Origin of the sequence: Pontibacter chitinilyticus (assembly GCF_039748935.1) — a bacterium.
Taxonomy (GTDB): Bacteria; Bacteroidota; Bacteroidia; order Cytophagales; family Hymenobacteraceae; genus Pontibacter; species Pontibacter chitinilyticus.
This window is the reverse complement of the sequence record NZ_JBDIZJ010000019.1, coordinates 15,792-31,241: the sequence shown is the minus strand read 5'-3', so window position 1 is coordinate 31,241 and position 15,450 is coordinate 15,792. Positions and strand designations below refer to the sequence as shown.

The following is a 15,450-nucleotide window of genomic DNA, read 5'->3' as shown; positions in this document are numbered from 1 at the left end:
CTAAACGCGAATATATCAGCGCCTTACCCATTATACCCTAATGACTCACAATCTATTGCATGATGCATGACTGAATGCTCAAAGAGCCAGTGAGGCGAGTCCGGGCAGGGGTAGGGGAGGCCCTGTTTGCTTGTTGGGGCATTCTTGAGATATTTATCAGGCGTAAACGTCTGTTTACTAATATGTTACTGTGTGTTATGCGGGTGCGCCAGGCAACACTCCCGATTAATCTTTGGCTTATAAGTTATTGCGGTTAAGGCACTTGGGGCTTTTAATTGAAGCTCTCCGGGCCGAGTGGCGCTTCCCCGGTGCCTGCGTCGGCCATGCGGACGTGCAGGCGCTGCACGGTGATGGGGAAGAAGGGCTTGCCGCGGCGGGTGGTGAAGCCGTGGGTGTTGAGGCGGTCGGCAATCTGCTGGTAGGAAAGGCCCTTCTCCCGGTACATCAGCGTCAGTTCCGCCGCCTGCCGGTTGGCCTTGTGCGCCGCCGCATTTTCCCGCCGCACCTGGAGCCCCTTGGATCTAGCATGCTCCGTTAAGTTATCAGGCGTGCCTAGGGAAAAGCCCTGCTGCTTCTTCTGTTGCAGCGCCGCCCGTGTCCGGGAGCTGATGAGCTCCCGCTCGTGCTGGGCGAGCACGGCAAAGATGCCGATGGTGAGCGTGTTGGCGTCGGGCATGTCCACGGCCAGGAAGTTCACGTGGGAGTCGCGCAGGCGGAAGATGAAGCCGGCGTTGCGGCTGAGGCGGTCGAGCTTGGCGATCAGCAGCTGGGCCTGCTCCCGCTTGGCCCGGGCGATGGCCGCCTCCAGCTCGGGGCGGTCGTCGCGCTTGCCGCTCTCCACCTCCACGAGCTCGGCCAGCAGCTCATCGCCCGGTTTGAGGAACCGGTTCACCATCTCGCGCTGCGACTCCAGGCCGAGCCCACTCTGGCCCTGCTTCTTGGTGGATACCCGGTAGTAGGCCACGTACTTCATCTTCTACTCCTTATTATATAGGTGAAACTAGGTGAAACTCGTCACCAAAGATAGGCATAACATTTTACAAACGGTCGTTTGTAAAATGTTATGGGGCCACAAATTTGTAAAAAGTTTCTGCTCAGCCGCAGGTTTTAGGAAATCAGTAGGTCAAAAGAAGGATGTAGTCAAAGGCAATTCATCCGGAAGCGGCAGGGGAAGAGGTGCTTTCTTTAACTTATGCTGTCATAGGCAGGTTAGCTGTACAAATCACCTGTTTTCCGGTTGTGGGCAAAGAAAAGCAGCATGCCCATCGCATTTTCATCATAACGTAAACTATACTGGACAAATACCTGTATAGTTGTGAAATATAGTTTATGTTATGGCAAAGCCAAGCCCCTTATATCCCTCCTGGCAGCGGCTGCTGGCTGAGCTAGGTGAAAACATTAAGTTCGCCCGGCTGCGGCGCAAACTTAGCGCTGAGCAGGTGGCCGAACGCGCTGCCATCTCGCGGCCCACGCTGAGCCAGATCGAGAAAGGGGAGCCCACGGTGGCCATGGGGAACTACCTCAAGGTACTGGCGGTGCTGGGCCTGGAGAAAGACCTGGCGCAGGTGGGTCGGGACGACAAGCTCGGCCGCAAGCTGCAGGACGCCGGGCTGCCGCTGCGCGCAAGGGCTCCTAAGCATTCAAGCGACACCTAAAACGATGGCGAAGCACAAGGATCTGCACCTTTGAAAGTAGCCGTTCTACCATCCTTTCAAAGGCCGAGTTAGTCGTTTCCGACTAAGCTGGCGACTAAGTGAGGGAGCATTTTAAGTATGGAGCACCTGGGGTGACGGCTTATGCCGCTAAACGCAAAGAGACACTCGGGCAAGAGGCCCTTTTATCTCTCGTCACTTAATCTATAACCGCGTGTCAGGCCCTGCTTATCAGATCTTTGTTTATCTGTTCTTAGTTAGAAATTTGCAATTCGCGAATTACGAATCAACGGTACATAAAAAACACAGCGATATGCGGCCGCAGGACATCGTAGTGCTGCTGCCATCGTCGCCCAGGGCAATGGCAGACAGATGGTGAAGGACATCGCCCTGGAAATCTGCATTAGCCCGTCAGAGTAATGCGGGCCCCTCGTGGACGAGACTCCTGAACTGTGAAGGTTCAAAAGAACCTTACTATACTGCCTTTCAAATGCCATTCTCAGCACCATTTGACAGTGACTACAATGAAAGTGTTTACTTCAAAGGGCTACCTATCCTAGTGCTTCTTTAACTCTGCAGAAGCGGGATCGTAATAATAAGCGCTGACAGTGCCATCTTTGATTTTTTCTACCATTTCATCAATGATGAAGATCGGAACCAAAAACCACTCTCGTGCTTTTACCGGTTTTCCAAAACGGTCTTTGATTTCAATATCGAGCTTTGCTGCACCGAAAAACTTGTGAATGATATTCTCAAGCTTCGTCCTGTTGATGTTCGCCAGTTTATAAGTGGCTGCGATTTCTACATCGGCCATAAGAAAGGTTGGGTCATTTTTAGCATTCGCAAGCCGCTTTTCGACAGCTCCACCCGTTACTCCAATTTTATGAACAATCTCTCGGTTATCTTTAATAGTAGGATGATCAGACAGGCTACGCAGAACGTAGATCGTTCCGCTTTCCTGATCATCTTCACTGTTCTCGCCGGAGAATAGTGGTCCTGAATCGGAGTCAGTGATAAACCTACTGGTTTCATCCTTATACATCGCTCTGATTAGAGACCTGAGCAAAATATTGCTTTCAGTTCCGTTGGCATAAATAACCCGCAGGCGAGCATCTTCTTCACCATTGGGAGCTTGTAACGTTTCTCCAATCTCGGCTATATAGGCCATTTGCCCCCCTACAATAATAAACTGAGCTTTCTTCAGGCTTGTCTTGGTGAAACCGGCGTCTTTTCTGAAACGAATAGTTTTTCTGAAACCAGTATCAATGTCTCTTTTAACTGCCGCAAATAATGGCTTAAAGTTCTCGAAATCTTCGCAGCGGGTACGGTTGGCAATTTCTTCTGCAGCCTTTTTTTCTACGCGAGGCTTTACGTGTTTTAAATTTGTGATTGAATCCTCGTTATTAGCTTCCACACCAAGCTGCGCCAGTAGTTCCTCATCATCCAAGTCCTCTGAAATGTCTGCACCAGGTTTACTTTCGCTATCCAGAAGATTTTGATGATCCAGCTCTTTAAGAAGGTTTCTACACTCTTCCTGCTTGCGTATTTGTTCAAGCCTTACGGCGTACAGTCTTTCGAAAATATCTTTATCTTCTCCGTGTTCGGGCAATCGGCCATGCTTTTCCACGAACTTTTGTATCTCCTCAAAACCAACGATAATTCGCTCTTCTCTGGGCGAGTACTTAACGGCTTTTTTGGCTTCTACCTCTATGCCGAGTTCTGCTAAAAGCGCGTCATCTTCTTCAGTCAGTTTCTGTTGTTTAGCCATTTCTCTCCTCTGCTTTTAAACGAGCCAAGTACGCAATACCTTGTGCCATACGTTGCTCCCAAGGGTCGGCGGATTTTATATCTGGTAACCTGCCTCGCTCATTTTTGAATTTCAAAGCCCGTTTGGCAAGGTCTCGTGCTTCATCTATTGATATATTGGGCTTTTTGGCTGAAATAACTTCTGCCAGAGCCTTTAGGCTTTTTTCCGTCATAGCCTTAGCTAAGATAGAATAGGCTTCACTAAAGGGGTTAATGCTATCAATCCAATCTACATCCAGTTCGCGCACATCCATAGCAAATTTACGTACTCCGTCAATCAAGGCTGTATTGGCGCGGCTAGATAATTCACTGTCATTGTTGATGGCTTCTTTTGCCTTCTGCGTCAGGTTCAACGCAGCAACAGCATGCTGGCGCACAGCTTCTACATCCTCATCGTCCAGCTCTGGATACCTTTCTTTGATTATCTTCCCCATACGGATTTGGGTGAGCTCCTGGGGCACTACCTCTTCGTCAAACAGACCACGTTCAATTGTCTGCTTGTCTTGAACAAATGCTGCGATAACCTCATTCAAATCTTCCTGGCAAATACGCTGGGCATCTTGGCTTTTGGGCGCAGAAAGGCCTTTTATCTCAATGTGGTATTGGCCCGTCTCCTCATTAACGCCAATATTCTCTTTATCTGGATCATAGCCGCCTTCCCCATAGTGCATTCCTTCAACTGGTCCTGAGTCTTTTTGTTTTGGCACAAAGTTGAACTTAGGGGCCAGCACCTGCTCCATTAACAGGCTGGCTGAAATTGCCTTGAGTGTATCATTAACCGCATCGGTAACGGCCTCTTCTGCAGCATCGGGTTCGGCGATGAGGTTGGTAAAGCGGGCCTGGGTTTTATTGGGTGCATCCCGTGTGGCGCGCCCTATGATTTGTACAATCTCGGTTAGGCTAGAGCGGTAGCCTACCGTGAGTGCGTGTTCACACCATATCCAGTCGAAACCTTCTTTGGCCATTCCTAACGCGATAATGATGTCAACATGGTCGCGATCCTTTTTTGCTTCCGGCATTCTCAGCGCGGCTAGTACTCTTGAGCGCTTTGCGGAATCATCTTCAACCAGATCAGCAATTTTTAAAACTTTACCCTCTGGCGTTTTAACTAAATGAAAGCCGGTGCTTGGGTCAGTACCCTGCCACTCGCCAAGCTCAAACAAAATGTGCTCAACTTCCTTGATCTTATCCCCCATACTCTCGCGCGAATTGACGTTCGGTATATGGATGATCGTTTTTTCATTAGGGTTAAGAACATTTAAAATCTCGTCAGCATAAGCCTCACTATAGAAGTAATAACCAACATGCAAGGTTTTAAGGTATTCGTAGCCGTTAAGTTGCTCATAGTAAGTATAAGTAACAGTATCGAATTTAGCCTCATCTTCAGGCAGTAGAACAGGGTTGGCATCCCCACGAAAGTAGGAGCCTGTCATGGCCACAATATGTGTCTTATCGCGTTCTACCAGTTGCCTGATTTGTGAACCGAGAACATTACCCTCATCGGCACTTACATGGTGGAATTCATCAATGGCAATGAGTCGATCGTCAAAAGCCTCCACCCCGAATCGCTCTACGGCAAAGCGAAACGTGGCATGGGTGCAAACCAGTACCCTGTCTTCGCTGCTCAGGAAAGACCCAACGGCATTAACCTTGCTGCCATCTTCTCCTGGGGCATTGCATAGGTTCCATTTTGGTTCTACATGCCAGTCATAGTGGAAACCAAATTTGCTAAGCGGTTCATTGGCAAAGCTGGAGCCAATAGACTTTTCCGGAACCGCGATAATAGCTTGTTTAACGCCTTGGTTGTTCAGCTTATCTAACGCGATAAACATAAGTGCCCTACTTTTCCCAGAGGCTGGAGGCGATTTGATGAGCAAATACTGCTCACCACGCTTTTCATAGGCGCGCTCTTGCATGGCGCGCATGCCAAGTTCATTTGAGTTGGTAGAACTTCCGGTGCTTTTATAGTTGACAGTAACGGAGGGTACAGCTTTTATTTCGCTCATGAATTCTTGGCTTTAGTAGTCATTTGAGTGTAAAGATCAAAAAGTTTTTCCAGGCGCTCGGTGTCGTTTTTGAACCGGCGGCCAATGTAAATGCGCTCCAACACTTCATCGTTACGATCATGGGCGCGGCGCAGGTCTTCGGGCATGGCCTCCGGATCGTAGAGATCAGCGATGGTGGCGGGGAAATGCCGCTCACGCGCGATCAAAATCTCCTCCGCACAGCGCGTAAGGTCTTCCTTATTTTTCTCAGTAAGCTTGGGAACTGGAAATGTGTTCCAGCCAAGCGTGTTGGAATAACGAAAGTCAGTTTTTATTTTACCACATACTGTGGCAATCCATATAAGATGGATGCGAGAGGCTACTATTGCCATATTCCAAAGAGGGGCGTTATAAAGGGCCAAATTGGGCGCAATAACGATTGATCCAGCATCTAAATAACCACAGGGCAAATACTCTCTACGTTCGGATGAAACACTTGGCACTATAATTACTTTTTCAGAACCATTTTGCCTCACTTCTCCGAATCTATAGGAAGAACTTGCTAATTTCTTAGTTGCTGCACGTGAACTATTCAGTCGCGCATTTTTCGTGATTTCTATTCGATTAGCAATCCACTCATTTTTTGTTGCAATTTTTGCCTCATCTTCAGAAAGCCAAAGGCATGAGCGAGAAATTCCATTTATAAATTCCCTTGCTCCCCATGCCTTGCGTAAATATTTACGTTCTACACCATACTGGTTTATTGCTTTTTCAGCCTCAATATTATCGAATAATAGCCCACCATCATCATTTGCCATAGATCCAAAGTCCATACTGCCAATGGCTGATAATTGTGAACTTCTTTGAACAACATTAGTATTCGAACCTGGAATAAGATAAGCATTGATATTGTCTGCTTCTTTCACCATCACACTGCCATCATCGGCAATAGAAAATAAACGGCGTGTTTTTCTGACTTGATTGGTTATACCAATTACAGCTACAGTTACTCCAGCATTATGGCTTGCTAAATTTGCCCATTTAAATGAAGTATGCGCGAATGCAATCTCATGCCCAGTAGCAAAAATTAAGGACCAAAGTATTTCAACTTGCCTGCCTTGGCAAATTGAATTAGTAGAAACAAACGCAGATGCTGCGTTTGTTTTTGTTCCATAATCCGCTGCCTTCATAAACCAACCTGCGACGTAATCAAGTGTCTTCCAATTTTTGGTACGGTGATCGAAAATTGCTTTTAGGTCAGACTTCTGTTCATCGTTCTGTGTTTGACTTCCTTTGTAAGGCGGATTGCCGCAGATGTAAGTTTCACCGCCTTCGTTTTCAAAGTCAATTTCAGATTGATCTATAACATTAGAAAAAAGATCATTGCTGTGAATCCTCACACCCGTGCCTGTTGGCGGACAGACAGATAGCCATTCTATCCGGAGGGCATTGCCGCGAGTTATCCAGTTTTCTTTGCTCAGCGGCAGAAAATCTGCAATGGCCAGTTTCTGTCCCCGGTAAAGTACATCGCATTGGTATTCAGCAATAATAAGCGCCAGGCGTGCTATTTCGCAGGAAAAATCGCGTAGTTCTATTCCACGGAAATTGGTGAGTGGTATTTCCGTAGGCCTGTCGCCTTCGCCACGACGTTTGTTTATCTCTGCCTCTATCTCCCGCATTTGCTTGTAGGCAATTACTAAAAAATTGCCGGAGCCGCAGGCCGGGTCAAACACTCGGATGCGGGCCAGACGTTTGCGCAGGTTAAGCAGCTTACGCCCGTTATCGCCTGCTTCCTCCAATTGCGCGCGCAGATCGTCCAAAAACAGCGGATTGAGTACTTTCAGGATATTTGGTACGGAAGTATAATGCATACCCAGGGCACTACGTTCGTCTTCATCAGCCACCGCCTGAATCATGGAACCAAAAATATCCGGGTTGATTTTCTTCCAGTCAAGGTTGCCAATGTGCAGCAGGTAAGAACGAGCAATCTTGGTAAACTTCGGGCATTCAATAGAACCGGAAAAAAGCTCCCCGTTTACGTAAGGAAAGTTTATGGCCCAGCTGCGTATGTTTTTGGCTTTCCGATCTTCGCGCTTCGTATCCATTGCCCGGAAGATCTCACTCATCACCTCGTGCGTATCGGAAGCATCAGAGGCGCTGGTTCTCTGAATGGTATCGACAAACGGATTGTTCCCGCTAAAAATGCCGGTATCCTCAGCAAAAAAGCAAAAGATCAGCCGAGCCAGGAAATGGTTCATGTCGTGCCGCCGCGCTTCTGTAGCCCAGTCTGGGTTATGGCGCAAGAGTTCTACATAGAGCTTATTAAGGCGCGCCGTAGCCCTTATATCAAAGGCATTTTCTCGTATTTGCTTTACGGTACTGATACCTGCCAGAGGCAGAAAGAAGCCAAAATGCTCGTTGAATTGTGGGTAGTCGCAAGCAACAGTCTCACCGCTACTCATATCTTCGGCCTGAAACTCCTTACCATCGGTAGCTAGGATGAATTTGGCCTTAGCTCTAGCTGTTGCTGGGCTATTGCGGAGCCGGTTCAGCGTTTCTGAAACCGCGCCTTCTTCGCATACAACTATGTGAATATTGTTTCGCTGGAGAACTCCGCCCTCTACGTCCGATTTATTATTGTTGCCGGTTTGTAGGCGCTTGATGGTTGTAGCTTTATTGCCAAAAGCTTCCAGAAAAGCATAGGGAAACTCAACAGGATTAAAAGGCTGTTCTGCCAGTAATGAAATAGCTTCCTCAATCTCAACTGCGTTCATTTCTTACTTCTTATATGATCAAACTACAGAAGAAGGCACAGCTTTAGAATATTTATGGGATACTTCTTTGTTATTCTAGAACTACCGTGATCTGAGTTAGAGTGACTGGTTTATTTGTTAACAGGGTTAGCAATTTACCTAAAATATGATAAAGTATATATCAATATGGATGAGTGCTAAGAGAAGTTTTAAGGCTATCCCATAAAATACTGGCCTTAAAACTTCTCATTTTGACTACCGTGACTCTATCCACCAGGGCATGGATTAGCACATTTTAGGATAGATTATATACCGTACTTCTCATGTAGGATCTAACAGCTACATTAGATCCATATCAACTCTTCCTGTCTCCGAATGCCTTAAGGCGTGCAGCGACTATTCCCAAGACGGTAACAATCTCTTCCGCGTCAGGCAGCGTACCATACACAAGAGAACGGAATTCCTGCTGATAAGCAGTCTCTAAAGAATTCCAAACCCCTCTTACATCGGCGAACAGCAGACAAGCATCTAACGGCTGCATGGCCCAGTCCCCCTGAAATTCGCTATTGCGGGCGTCATCGGCCTGCACGGCCTTGATCATTTCGAAGAAGTGCTCGCTGTGCAGAAAGGCGGTCACTGCAGGTGCTTTTAGCATGGCATGCAGATCATATACATGGCGAATCTTGCTACCTAATTCATCTATCGGGTTTTCGGCGTAAGAAGCCCGCACCAGGGCCAGCACTTTCTCTGTGAAGGTGCGCTCCAAGCTGACCACATTCACCTCAAAGGGCTCTAGCCCATACTGGCGGATCATGTCCAGCAAGCCGCGTTGAGCCATAAACTGGCTGATGTAGGTCTTGATCGACATCAGCTGGTGTGGGTTAGGGCTGGCAAAGGAGTTAATCTCGACTAAAATCTTGTCGGTAGCCTGACCGTAGTCTCCCTGCACGGAGGCCCCGTAGTCGTGCAGCGTTTTGCGGAAGCGGGAGCCCTTGCTGGTCCGGTACGGGTCAGCTACCTCCACCATGTCCTTCGTGATCTCTTTTGAGATTTTGCGGATCAGCTGCATGACCTGGTTATTAGTCATGCCTTCGTCAGCGTTGATGGCTAGATCAATGTCCTCAGAAAAGCGCTCAATCAGGTTGTAGGCCTTAGATAGGGAGGTGCCGCCCTTGAAGATGGCCTGCTCCACGTAGGGGGAGTGCGCCAGCCGGTAAAGCACCAGTGTTACCCAATAGTCCTTCTCCACATACACATCCCTGATCTGCAGGGTCTCTGCCGTAGCCGTAATGGCATCCCGGAACACCTCCGGATTTTGGTGCAGGTTCATATGATACTCCAGTCTCTTCTGTTGGGCAGTATGCTCTCGCTAATGCCCAATTTGTATTTTGTCAGCGGGTTGAGCGACTCCCTTAGCCTGTCTGCTTCCTGTGCATAACTCAGCTGCTCCAGCAGGGCTCCCAGTAGGGCACGGGTAGCGGGGTTATAGTCCAGCGCCAGCTCCATGAACCGATTCATGTCACGTTCGGCTAACTCTTTGATATACTTAAGCAGAATGAGGATCGTCTTTTCGCTGTTGCGGTCCGGGATCTTCTTAAAACCGCGTAGTGCGTCCAGGACCTGAAGCTTGTCAATGTCAGACTCCTTGAAGTTGGCGGGGCTCTGAACATAACGGATTTTAGTTTTTCCTACGTTCGCCACCCGGCGCTGCTTGCGTGTCATCAGCGTCACCTCCTGGGGAACCTGCGTGGTCAGACCCAGCTGGTTGTAAAGCCCCAAACCGCTCTCGTACCCTTTGACTTTGCCTTTGGAGGTGCTCAGGCTCTTGATGATCTCTTTTTCGGATGGTCTTACTTTCCCGAAAACGGTTTCCTTCGGCTTATAGTAGCGGCCTTTTGCCAGTCGGTTGATCACCCCTTGCTTGGCCAGGCGGCTGAGCGCCGCTGCCAGGGCCTCCAGTTGACTGTCATTTACCTGAAAGTCGGCATATGTCAACAGCTGCCCGGGCTGGGCCTGCTCAATTCTTTCCCGGACTTGCTGCATAATGCTCATGTTCTGCTTCCTCTGTAGAGTAAAACCGCTCTTCAAAGATAAGTATTAGCCTTATATTTTGTCAAGTTTTTTCGTTATAAAACTTGACAAAATACCTTTATCATAAATATTAATTTATGATATGATTGTTCTAAAACATTATAACAGGTAGATAATCACAAGGAATTATGAAAATATTGGATGCAGAAACTTCAAAAGAATTGATTATTTTACAATTAATATAAAGTAAACTCTTGATGAACCTTGAGCTAAAAAATTAGGTAGCGTAACACTATAAAATTTTTATGCGCTCTAGCAATTCTGTATGTCCGGGTGCTTCCCGCCCCATCCATTTGTTCCCATTGATCAACCACTGCTCATAGTGGCACAGCCACAGGACAGTCATCGGTATCAAGTCATAGCTTACCCAAAGCCTCCGGAATGGAGAAATATCCGGAGGGTAATACAGACACAGGCTGCTATCAGGATACATATGGATAGCAATTGACGCGACTATTTTGGGTTTCAATATAAAGACCTTGTGCAGGGACTGAGACATGTACTGAACCTGCACATGGTACTCATTTCTGTAATCGGGATCTCTGACTACAAAGTCAACATAGAGAACTTTTCCTGCTATCCGGGTTTTACAATCCGGAAAATGATGCCTGATAGCAGCCAGTTGAACGAATTGTTCTAGCGCAGAATATTCCTCGTTATAAGTTGCCCGTATCATAGTGGTTACGTTCACGTGGCACGGTAATTCCCGCTGTACCTTTTATGATATTAATGCCGCCGCCGATGGTAGCTGCTCCGGATTCTAACTGTTTTGCTTTCACGGCCAGTCGCTCACCACGTGTATCTTCCTCCTTCATCTGTGGAAACTCAGAGCCGAACAGCGACCGCCATAGTTGAACCTGTTCACTCATTAACTCCGCCTCGTACGCCTTCCGTGCAGTGGCTGCAGCTTCTACTACATGATCATAAAAGGCTACAAAGTCTTCATTTGAAACCCGCTTCCATACATTGTGAGAAGGTACCCCTCGGTCAGCTAATACTGGAGTCGTTTCGTTGGTGCGGTTCCAGGCATAGTTGGAAACAATGGCCTCCAGCGTTTTGACAACTCCCTCTGCTACCGATGTAATATAACTGGGGCAGCAGTCGCCGATCATGTGCTCTATAGGATAACCCTTTGGATATTTGAGATCAGTCAGCTTACAGACGCGCCACCATTTCAAGGCTTTCACCACATTGACAAAATGGCCATTGGTGTTCTTGTTCTTATCACGTGTCCACCGGATCTGTTCCAGCGGGTTAGTCTCCACCCAGTAGTTAGCCTCCTGGTCCGGGATGTAGAGTGAAACTGTTTTCCATTCAGCTGCTGCACGCACAGACTCAACCATCAATGAAGTCCAGTTCCTCTGTACGGAAGGCTCAGCCCATGAACTCACTAGCCGCCAATTGCTTCCTAACTCCTCCAGGGCAAGTGCGGTTGTTACACTATCCGACTTAAGGAGCGCCTTGTTTGCTTCTGAGGGGGCCGATGTAATCACGATGTCCAGATCCACATAGGAAAGTTCGATACCAATAGAACGTCCCTGAATCCGGTACTTGCCTTTGTAGTGCTTCTCAACAAAAGGAATGAACAATTTTAAAGCCTCTTCAGGGGTGGTAGTGTGTCTGTCAAGGTTTGTCACCACGATAATATCGACATCCGCCCGCTTGCCATTTTTAGGCTTGATGGCAGTCGCTCGCCTGTAGCTGCCTTGAAGAAAGGTGCTGACAATGATTTCAGATAAGTCAGCATCATTGGTAAGCCGGTCGCGTAGGGTGTTGTGGCCGGTAATTAAGTCATCCAGCTGGCTCTTGGTGAGCCGAATGTTGGACAGGAACTCAAGAAAGTAAGGGTTTACAGACATATTTATAAGGGTTTTAGTTTTGATGGTGAGAGTATTTTAGGAGGTTCATAAGATTGCCGATGAACTGCGTTCGAAAGTTAGCCGCGGCAAACCGGTCCATTCGGTTAGGTTCGGGTATGATCACGCCCTTTCCGAAATAGAAGCAATAGTTCGGATGGGCGTTGATGAATGCGTGTACCTGTTCAAGAGTCCAATGAAAACCGTCATTGTTGATAACAAGAATGTCTTCTGAGGCAAACTCAGCGTCTTGCAATTGTTCCAGTTTGGTGAGGGCCGTTACATTAAAGCCATTTGTTTCAAGCATGCGGTAATGGTAGTCATCGCTTCCGTTCCGGTGAGACAGCAGTACGACCCGGTGCCGCTCCTTGACTGATTTCTCGAAATCATATTCTTTAAGTAGCCCAAGGAAGTCATTCCGCCGATCGGTAAGTATCTTGTTAATAATCTCATCAACCTGCTTGTTGATTTTGGCTGGAATAACTTTTAAGCACATCCAAGCCAGTCCTAAGATGCTCCCAAACCCAAGCCCGCTTAGAATCCATGCCCAATTTTTGAATGGCTCATATTCTTTGAGTGACGCTTCCAGTTCATCGTTTTCACTTTTCACAACAGCTATATCTTCCTTCAAGCGTTGATTCTCCTTTTCCAAGGAGCTCAGACGTTCAACGATTGCCTCGGTGGAAGGCAGCTTCTGCTGGGCAGGAGCTTGTATGGAGATGGACATAAAAAAAACGATGGCGATAACGGCCATACAGGCTCGCCGGAAACAGAGGCAACTCTTTAGTAGTGGAGTTGTAAAGTCAGCTACTTTATAAATGTCAAAGTTCCGGCCTTCCTGACAGCCGGGGGGTACATAATGTGCCATCCTCAGTGTAAAGTTTATTATTCATATATAGACCTTTGGTCTTCAAATTATATGCCATTATGTTTCGTGTATTTAAAATGTTTCACAAATGAAACAGATAGTAATATTTTGTCCATAAAACTTGTTTCATACATGAAACATTGTCAGCTTTACGGAAAATACATGTCATGAAACCGAATGAAATAAACACTGACAAGCTGGCGGTTCTATTGAAAGAGCGGCGTGGCAAACGTGGTCTTCGTGAGGTTGCCCGAGAAATAGGTGATGTCAGTTCCCCGACCTTATCAAGAATAGAACAGGGCAGGTTGCCAGATCTTGACACCTTTATCCGGCTATGCCGCTGGCTGGGCATGTCCCCTGAAGATTTTGTTATTGAGCAGTTTGACAAGTCTGTCGCCCATCAGGAAGCTTCTGTTCCGGAGAAGATAGAAATACTTCTAAGAGCGGAGCGTACTTTGCAGCCGGATACAATAAATGCAATTGTTAAAATGGTTAACTTAGCAATCGAAGCCAGTCAGAAAGACGACAAGAAGTTGACCGAAGACTAAGTTACATAGATTTAATTTGCAGTATGAAGTTGCGGCGCGGATTCAAAACTGAGGCTGAGAGACGGTCGGTTCAGTTACGAAAAGAGTTAGGCTTAAGGGCCTATGATTGCCTGTTGGCCAGGCAGTTGGCAGATTATCTTGGTATCACTATCTTTGCGGTAAACGAGATTCCGGGCCTGACAGGTAGTGATGTTGAGACAATCTGCTCTGGAGATGTTTCAGCCGTAGCTGTTATTGGATGCACGCCTCCTTTGATTATTCATAATCACTTGCATGCACCTACTCGACAGGAAAGTGACCTGATGCATGAGATAGCTCACTGCATGCTGGGCCACAGATCAAAGTGTCAGGAAGAAAAACAATCCTTCTTTCTGCATTCATATGATCCGGAGCAGGAGGAAGAAGCGCAGTGGCTTGGTGGGTGTCTTCAGATCCCAAGAGAAGGGTTAGTATGGGCGCTCAGGCAAGGCATGGATGTAGCAGCGGTTGCTTCTTGGTTTAAGGCAAGCCGACAAATGGTCAGTTATCGCCGCTCTATAACGGGAGTAAGCCGTCAGCTGAGGCGCTGAAATTTTGACTTTACTAAATTAAACATCTATTATCCGATGCCCAAAATAGAACTATTTAACATAAGGTAAATTATAAGACTATATAAATATAGTGATTATTAATAATTTAGATGGCTAAAGTAAAAGCTCTGCTGAAACAATAAAAACGATGTATCACCGACTCAGGGGCGTGCGGCCCGGCGTTCGTAAAACTGCTATCGGTTGAACAGACCCAGGTAGATCAGCACCAAGGCAATGGTATCGTAGAGGGCGTGCGAGAGGATGGGGCGCCACAGGTTCCTTCCGAGGAGCCTCAGGACACAGCTCCAGTAAAGCCCGCCCAGCGTCGCCGCCACAACCCCAAAGATGCCTTGCTGCCAGTGGTAGAGGCCGAACAAGATACTGGCAGCCACCGCCGATAGCCAGAAGGCACCCCTCCTGCCTCCAAGGTGCTTCTCAAAGATGCTCTGGATGAACCCCCGGAAGACGACCTCCTCGTAAAAACCGCCGACCACCCAGGCGGCGACCAGGGTCATGGCCAGTCGCTGCACGCTGCCCCGGATGAAGTCATACTCGGTGTAGTCCGGCACGGTGAAGAAGTGCGCGATCAGCGGCCCGTACACCCAGCGCATGAAAGCCACCCACACCAGCGCCGAGAGCAGGCCCACCGCCACCGTCCCTGGTCTCACTCCGTCTCTCTGCAGGCCAAGGCTGCGCAGGCTCTCCCCGCTCCGCCTCAGGTAATAGAGCAGGGCTAGAAAGCACACCAGGGCATAGGAGTAGAAGGGGAGCGGCACGTAGTGCGGGAAAAGCACCAGCAACAGGACCATCCCCAGGTCCGGCAGGCTTCTCCTCCAGCTTGGTTTCTCCATGGTGTGCCGCTGTTATACTTGGCAGCAGAGCGCCAGGCGCGCCACCTCCCGGGCCTCAATCAGCTCGTCCTCCCGCAGCCGGGAAAGCGCCTCCAGCAGGGCGCTGTCGGTGACAAATACCCTGTCCCGGTAGCAGCCGCTGGCGTAAAACCGGCAATAGAAGCACTCCTCGTTCACCCTGGTGTAGACCAGCTGGTCACAGGAGGCGACCTCTTTCAGGAATGTATGTATCTCGCTCATCGCTATTAAGTCATGCAGCAGTTGTCGCAGCTCAGGGAAGGCGGAGGCGGCAGCATTAGGGTGAAAACAGCTGTTTCGGCCTGAGGGTTATGCTATATTATGAAAACTCATAGCGTAAAAAGGCTTTTCCGGGGTAAAGCGACAGGGGGAGTTAGTGAAGCTGCGCCCCGCCTGGCGTTACCTCCTCCCCTCCCCCGCCGGAGCGGCCCGGAATAACGGGAACCCTGCCCC

The 15,450-nt window shown here is 48.2% G+C and carries 14 protein-coding genes; 3 read left to right on the top strand and 11 right to left on the bottom strand.

Annotation, left to right across the window (positions count from 1 at the left end; translation table 11 throughout):
* Nucleotides 1–271: 271 nt before the first annotated feature.
* Nucleotides 272–973 carry a recombinase family protein gene (locus tag ABDW72_RS19640; RefSeq protein ID WP_347160324.1) on the bottom strand — a complete coding sequence of 234 codons (702 nt, stop codon included), beginning with the start codon at nucleotides 971–973 and terminating at the stop codon, nucleotides 272–274.
* Nucleotides 974–1,334: 361 nt separating this feature from the next.
* Here ABDW72_RS19640 and ABDW72_RS19635 point away from each other — a divergent pair, with 361 nt between their 5' ends.
* The gene (locus ABDW72_RS19635; protein ID WP_347160323.1) at nucleotides 1,335–1,655 is read left to right on the top strand and encodes a helix-turn-helix domain-containing protein; all 321 of its coding nucleotides are present in this window, start codon (nucleotides 1,335–1,337) and stop codon (nucleotides 1,653–1,655) included.
* Between the two features lie 553 nt (nucleotides 1,656–2,208).
* Here ABDW72_RS19635 and ABDW72_RS19630 read toward each other — a convergent pair.
* The 8 genes from ABDW72_RS19630 to ABDW72_RS19600 all read right to left on the bottom strand — a co-directional run bounded on the left by ABDW72_RS19630 (nucleotide 2,209) and on the right by ABDW72_RS19600 (nucleotide 12,897).
* The gene (locus ABDW72_RS19630; RefSeq protein ID WP_347160321.1) at nucleotides 2,209–3,420 is read right to left on the bottom strand and encodes a GIY-YIG nuclease family protein; all 1,212 of its coding nucleotides are present in this window, start codon (nucleotides 3,418–3,420) and stop codon (nucleotides 2,209–2,211) included.
* Nucleotides 3,413–5,464, bottom strand: a complete 2,052-nt coding sequence (locus ABDW72_RS19625) for a DEAD/DEAH box helicase (RefSeq protein ID WP_347160320.1) — start codon at nucleotides 5,462–5,464, stop codon at nucleotides 3,413–3,415. The genes ABDW72_RS19630 and ABDW72_RS19625 overlap by 8 nt, the downstream gene beginning before the upstream one ends.
* Nucleotides 5,461–8,217 (bottom strand): class I SAM-dependent DNA methyltransferase, encoded by a 2,757-nt coding sequence (locus ABDW72_RS19620; protein WP_347160319.1) that lies wholly within the window; start codon nucleotides 8,215–8,217, stop codon nucleotides 5,461–5,463. Before ABDW72_RS19620 ends, ABDW72_RS19625 begins: the two co-directional genes overlap by 4 nt.
* A 334-nt stretch (nucleotides 8,218–8,551) precedes the next feature.
* Nucleotides 8,552–9,526 carry a nucleotidyl transferase AbiEii/AbiGii toxin family protein gene (locus ABDW72_RS19615; RefSeq protein WP_347160317.1) on the bottom strand — a complete coding sequence of 325 codons (975 nt, stop codon included), beginning with the start codon at nucleotides 9,524–9,526 and terminating at the stop codon, nucleotides 8,552–8,554.
* A complete protein-coding gene (locus ABDW72_RS19610) occupies nucleotides 9,523–10,248 on the bottom strand; it encodes a type IV toxin-antitoxin system AbiEi family antitoxin domain-containing protein (RefSeq protein ID WP_347160316.1) in 726 nt (241 codons plus the stop codon). Before ABDW72_RS19610 ends, ABDW72_RS19615 begins: the two co-directional genes overlap by 4 nt.
* Before the next feature lie 271 nt (nucleotides 10,249–10,519).
* The gene (locus ABDW72_RS20430; protein ID WP_488168643.1) at nucleotides 10,520–10,963 is read right to left on the bottom strand and encodes a type II CBASS E2 protein; all 444 of its coding nucleotides are present in this window, start codon (nucleotides 10,961–10,963) and stop codon (nucleotides 10,520–10,522) included.
* Nucleotides 10,944–12,146 carry an SMODS domain-containing nucleotidyltransferase gene (locus ABDW72_RS19605; protein WP_347160315.1) on the bottom strand — a complete coding sequence of 401 codons (1,203 nt, stop codon included), beginning with the start codon at nucleotides 12,144–12,146 and terminating at the stop codon, nucleotides 10,944–10,946. Before ABDW72_RS19605 ends, ABDW72_RS20430 begins: the two co-directional genes overlap by 20 nt.
* Before the next feature lie 13 nt (nucleotides 12,147–12,159).
* On the bottom strand, nucleotides 12,160–12,897 hold the full coding sequence (locus ABDW72_RS19600) for an SH3 domain-containing protein (protein ID WP_347160314.1): 738 nt from the start codon (nucleotides 12,895–12,897) through the stop codon (nucleotides 12,160–12,162).
* 281 nt (nucleotides 12,898–13,178) lie between these two features.
* On the opposite strand from ABDW72_RS19600, the gene ABDW72_RS19595 reads away from it, so the two are divergent.
* Complete coding sequence (locus ABDW72_RS19595; protein ID WP_347160313.1) at nucleotides 13,179–13,559, top strand: helix-turn-helix domain-containing protein; 381 nt, start codon at nucleotides 13,179–13,181, stop codon at nucleotides 13,557–13,559.
* Nucleotides 13,560–13,582: 23 nt separating this feature from the next.
* Entirely contained in the window at nucleotides 13,583–14,128 is a 546-nt protein-coding gene (locus ABDW72_RS19590; protein WP_347160312.1) for an ImmA/IrrE family metallo-endopeptidase, read from the top strand.
* A 194-nt stretch (nucleotides 14,129–14,322) separates the two neighbouring features.
* On the opposite strand, the gene ABDW72_RS19585 is transcribed toward ABDW72_RS19590, so the two are convergent.
* Nucleotides 14,323–14,979, bottom strand: coding sequence for a CPBP family intramembrane glutamic endopeptidase (locus tag ABDW72_RS19585; RefSeq protein WP_347160311.1), 657 nt, complete (start codon nucleotides 14,977–14,979; stop codon nucleotides 14,323–14,325).
* 12 nt (nucleotides 14,980–14,991) lie between these two features.
* Nucleotides 14,992–15,219, bottom strand: coding sequence for a hypothetical protein (locus tag ABDW72_RS19580; protein ID WP_347160310.1), 228 nt, complete (start codon nucleotides 15,217–15,219; stop codon nucleotides 14,992–14,994).
* Nucleotides 15,220–15,450 lie beyond the last annotated feature (231 nt).

Excerpts from the sequence above, each read along its gene's own strand:
- ABDW72_RS19640 (WP_347160324.1), bottom strand. The coding sequence starts at position 973 with ATGAAGTACGTGGCCTACTACCGGGTATCCACCAAGAAGCAGGGCCAG.
- ABDW72_RS19635 (WP_347160323.1), top strand. The coding sequence starts at position 1,335 with ATGGCAAAGCCAAGCCCCTTATATCCCTCCTGGCAGCGGCTGCTGGCT.
- ABDW72_RS19630 (WP_347160321.1), bottom strand. The coding sequence starts at position 3,420 with ATGGCTAAACAACAGAAACTGACTGAAGAAGATGACGCGCTTTTAGCA.
- ABDW72_RS19625 (WP_347160320.1), bottom strand. The coding sequence starts at position 5,464 with ATGAGCGAAATAAAAGCTGTACCCTCCGTTACTGTCAACTATAAAAGC.
- ABDW72_RS19620 (WP_347160319.1), bottom strand. The coding sequence starts at position 8,217 with ATGAACGCAGTTGAGATTGAGGAAGCTATTTCATTACTGGCAGAACAG.
- ABDW72_RS19615 (WP_347160317.1), bottom strand. The coding sequence starts at position 9,526 with ATGAACCTGCACCAAAATCCGGAGGTGTTCCGGGATGCCATTACGGCT.
- ABDW72_RS19610 (WP_347160316.1), bottom strand. The coding sequence starts at position 10,248 with ATGAGCATTATGCAGCAAGTCCGGGAAAGAATTGAGCAGGCCCAGCCC.
- ABDW72_RS20430 (WP_488168643.1), bottom strand. The coding sequence starts at position 10,963 with ATGATACGGGCAACTTATAACGAGGAATATTCTGCGCTAGAACAATTC.
- ABDW72_RS19605 (WP_347160315.1), bottom strand. The coding sequence starts at position 12,146 with ATGTCTGTAAACCCTTACTTTCTTGAGTTCCTGTCCAACATTCGGCTC.
- ABDW72_RS19600 (WP_347160314.1), bottom strand. The coding sequence starts at position 12,897 with ATGGCCGTTATCGCCATCGTTTTTTTTATGTCCATCTCCATACAAGCT.
- ABDW72_RS19595 (WP_347160313.1), top strand. The coding sequence starts at position 13,179 with ATGAAACCGAATGAAATAAACACTGACAAGCTGGCGGTTCTATTGAAA.
- ABDW72_RS19590 (WP_347160312.1), top strand. The coding sequence starts at position 13,583 with ATGAAGTTGCGGCGCGGATTCAAAACTGAGGCTGAGAGACGGTCGGTT.
- ABDW72_RS19585 (WP_347160311.1), bottom strand. The coding sequence starts at position 14,979 with ATGGAGAAACCAAGCTGGAGGAGAAGCCTGCCGGACCTGGGGATGGTC.
- ABDW72_RS19580 (WP_347160310.1), bottom strand. The coding sequence starts at position 15,219 with ATGAGCGAGATACATACATTCCTGAAAGAGGTCGCCTCCTGTGACCAG.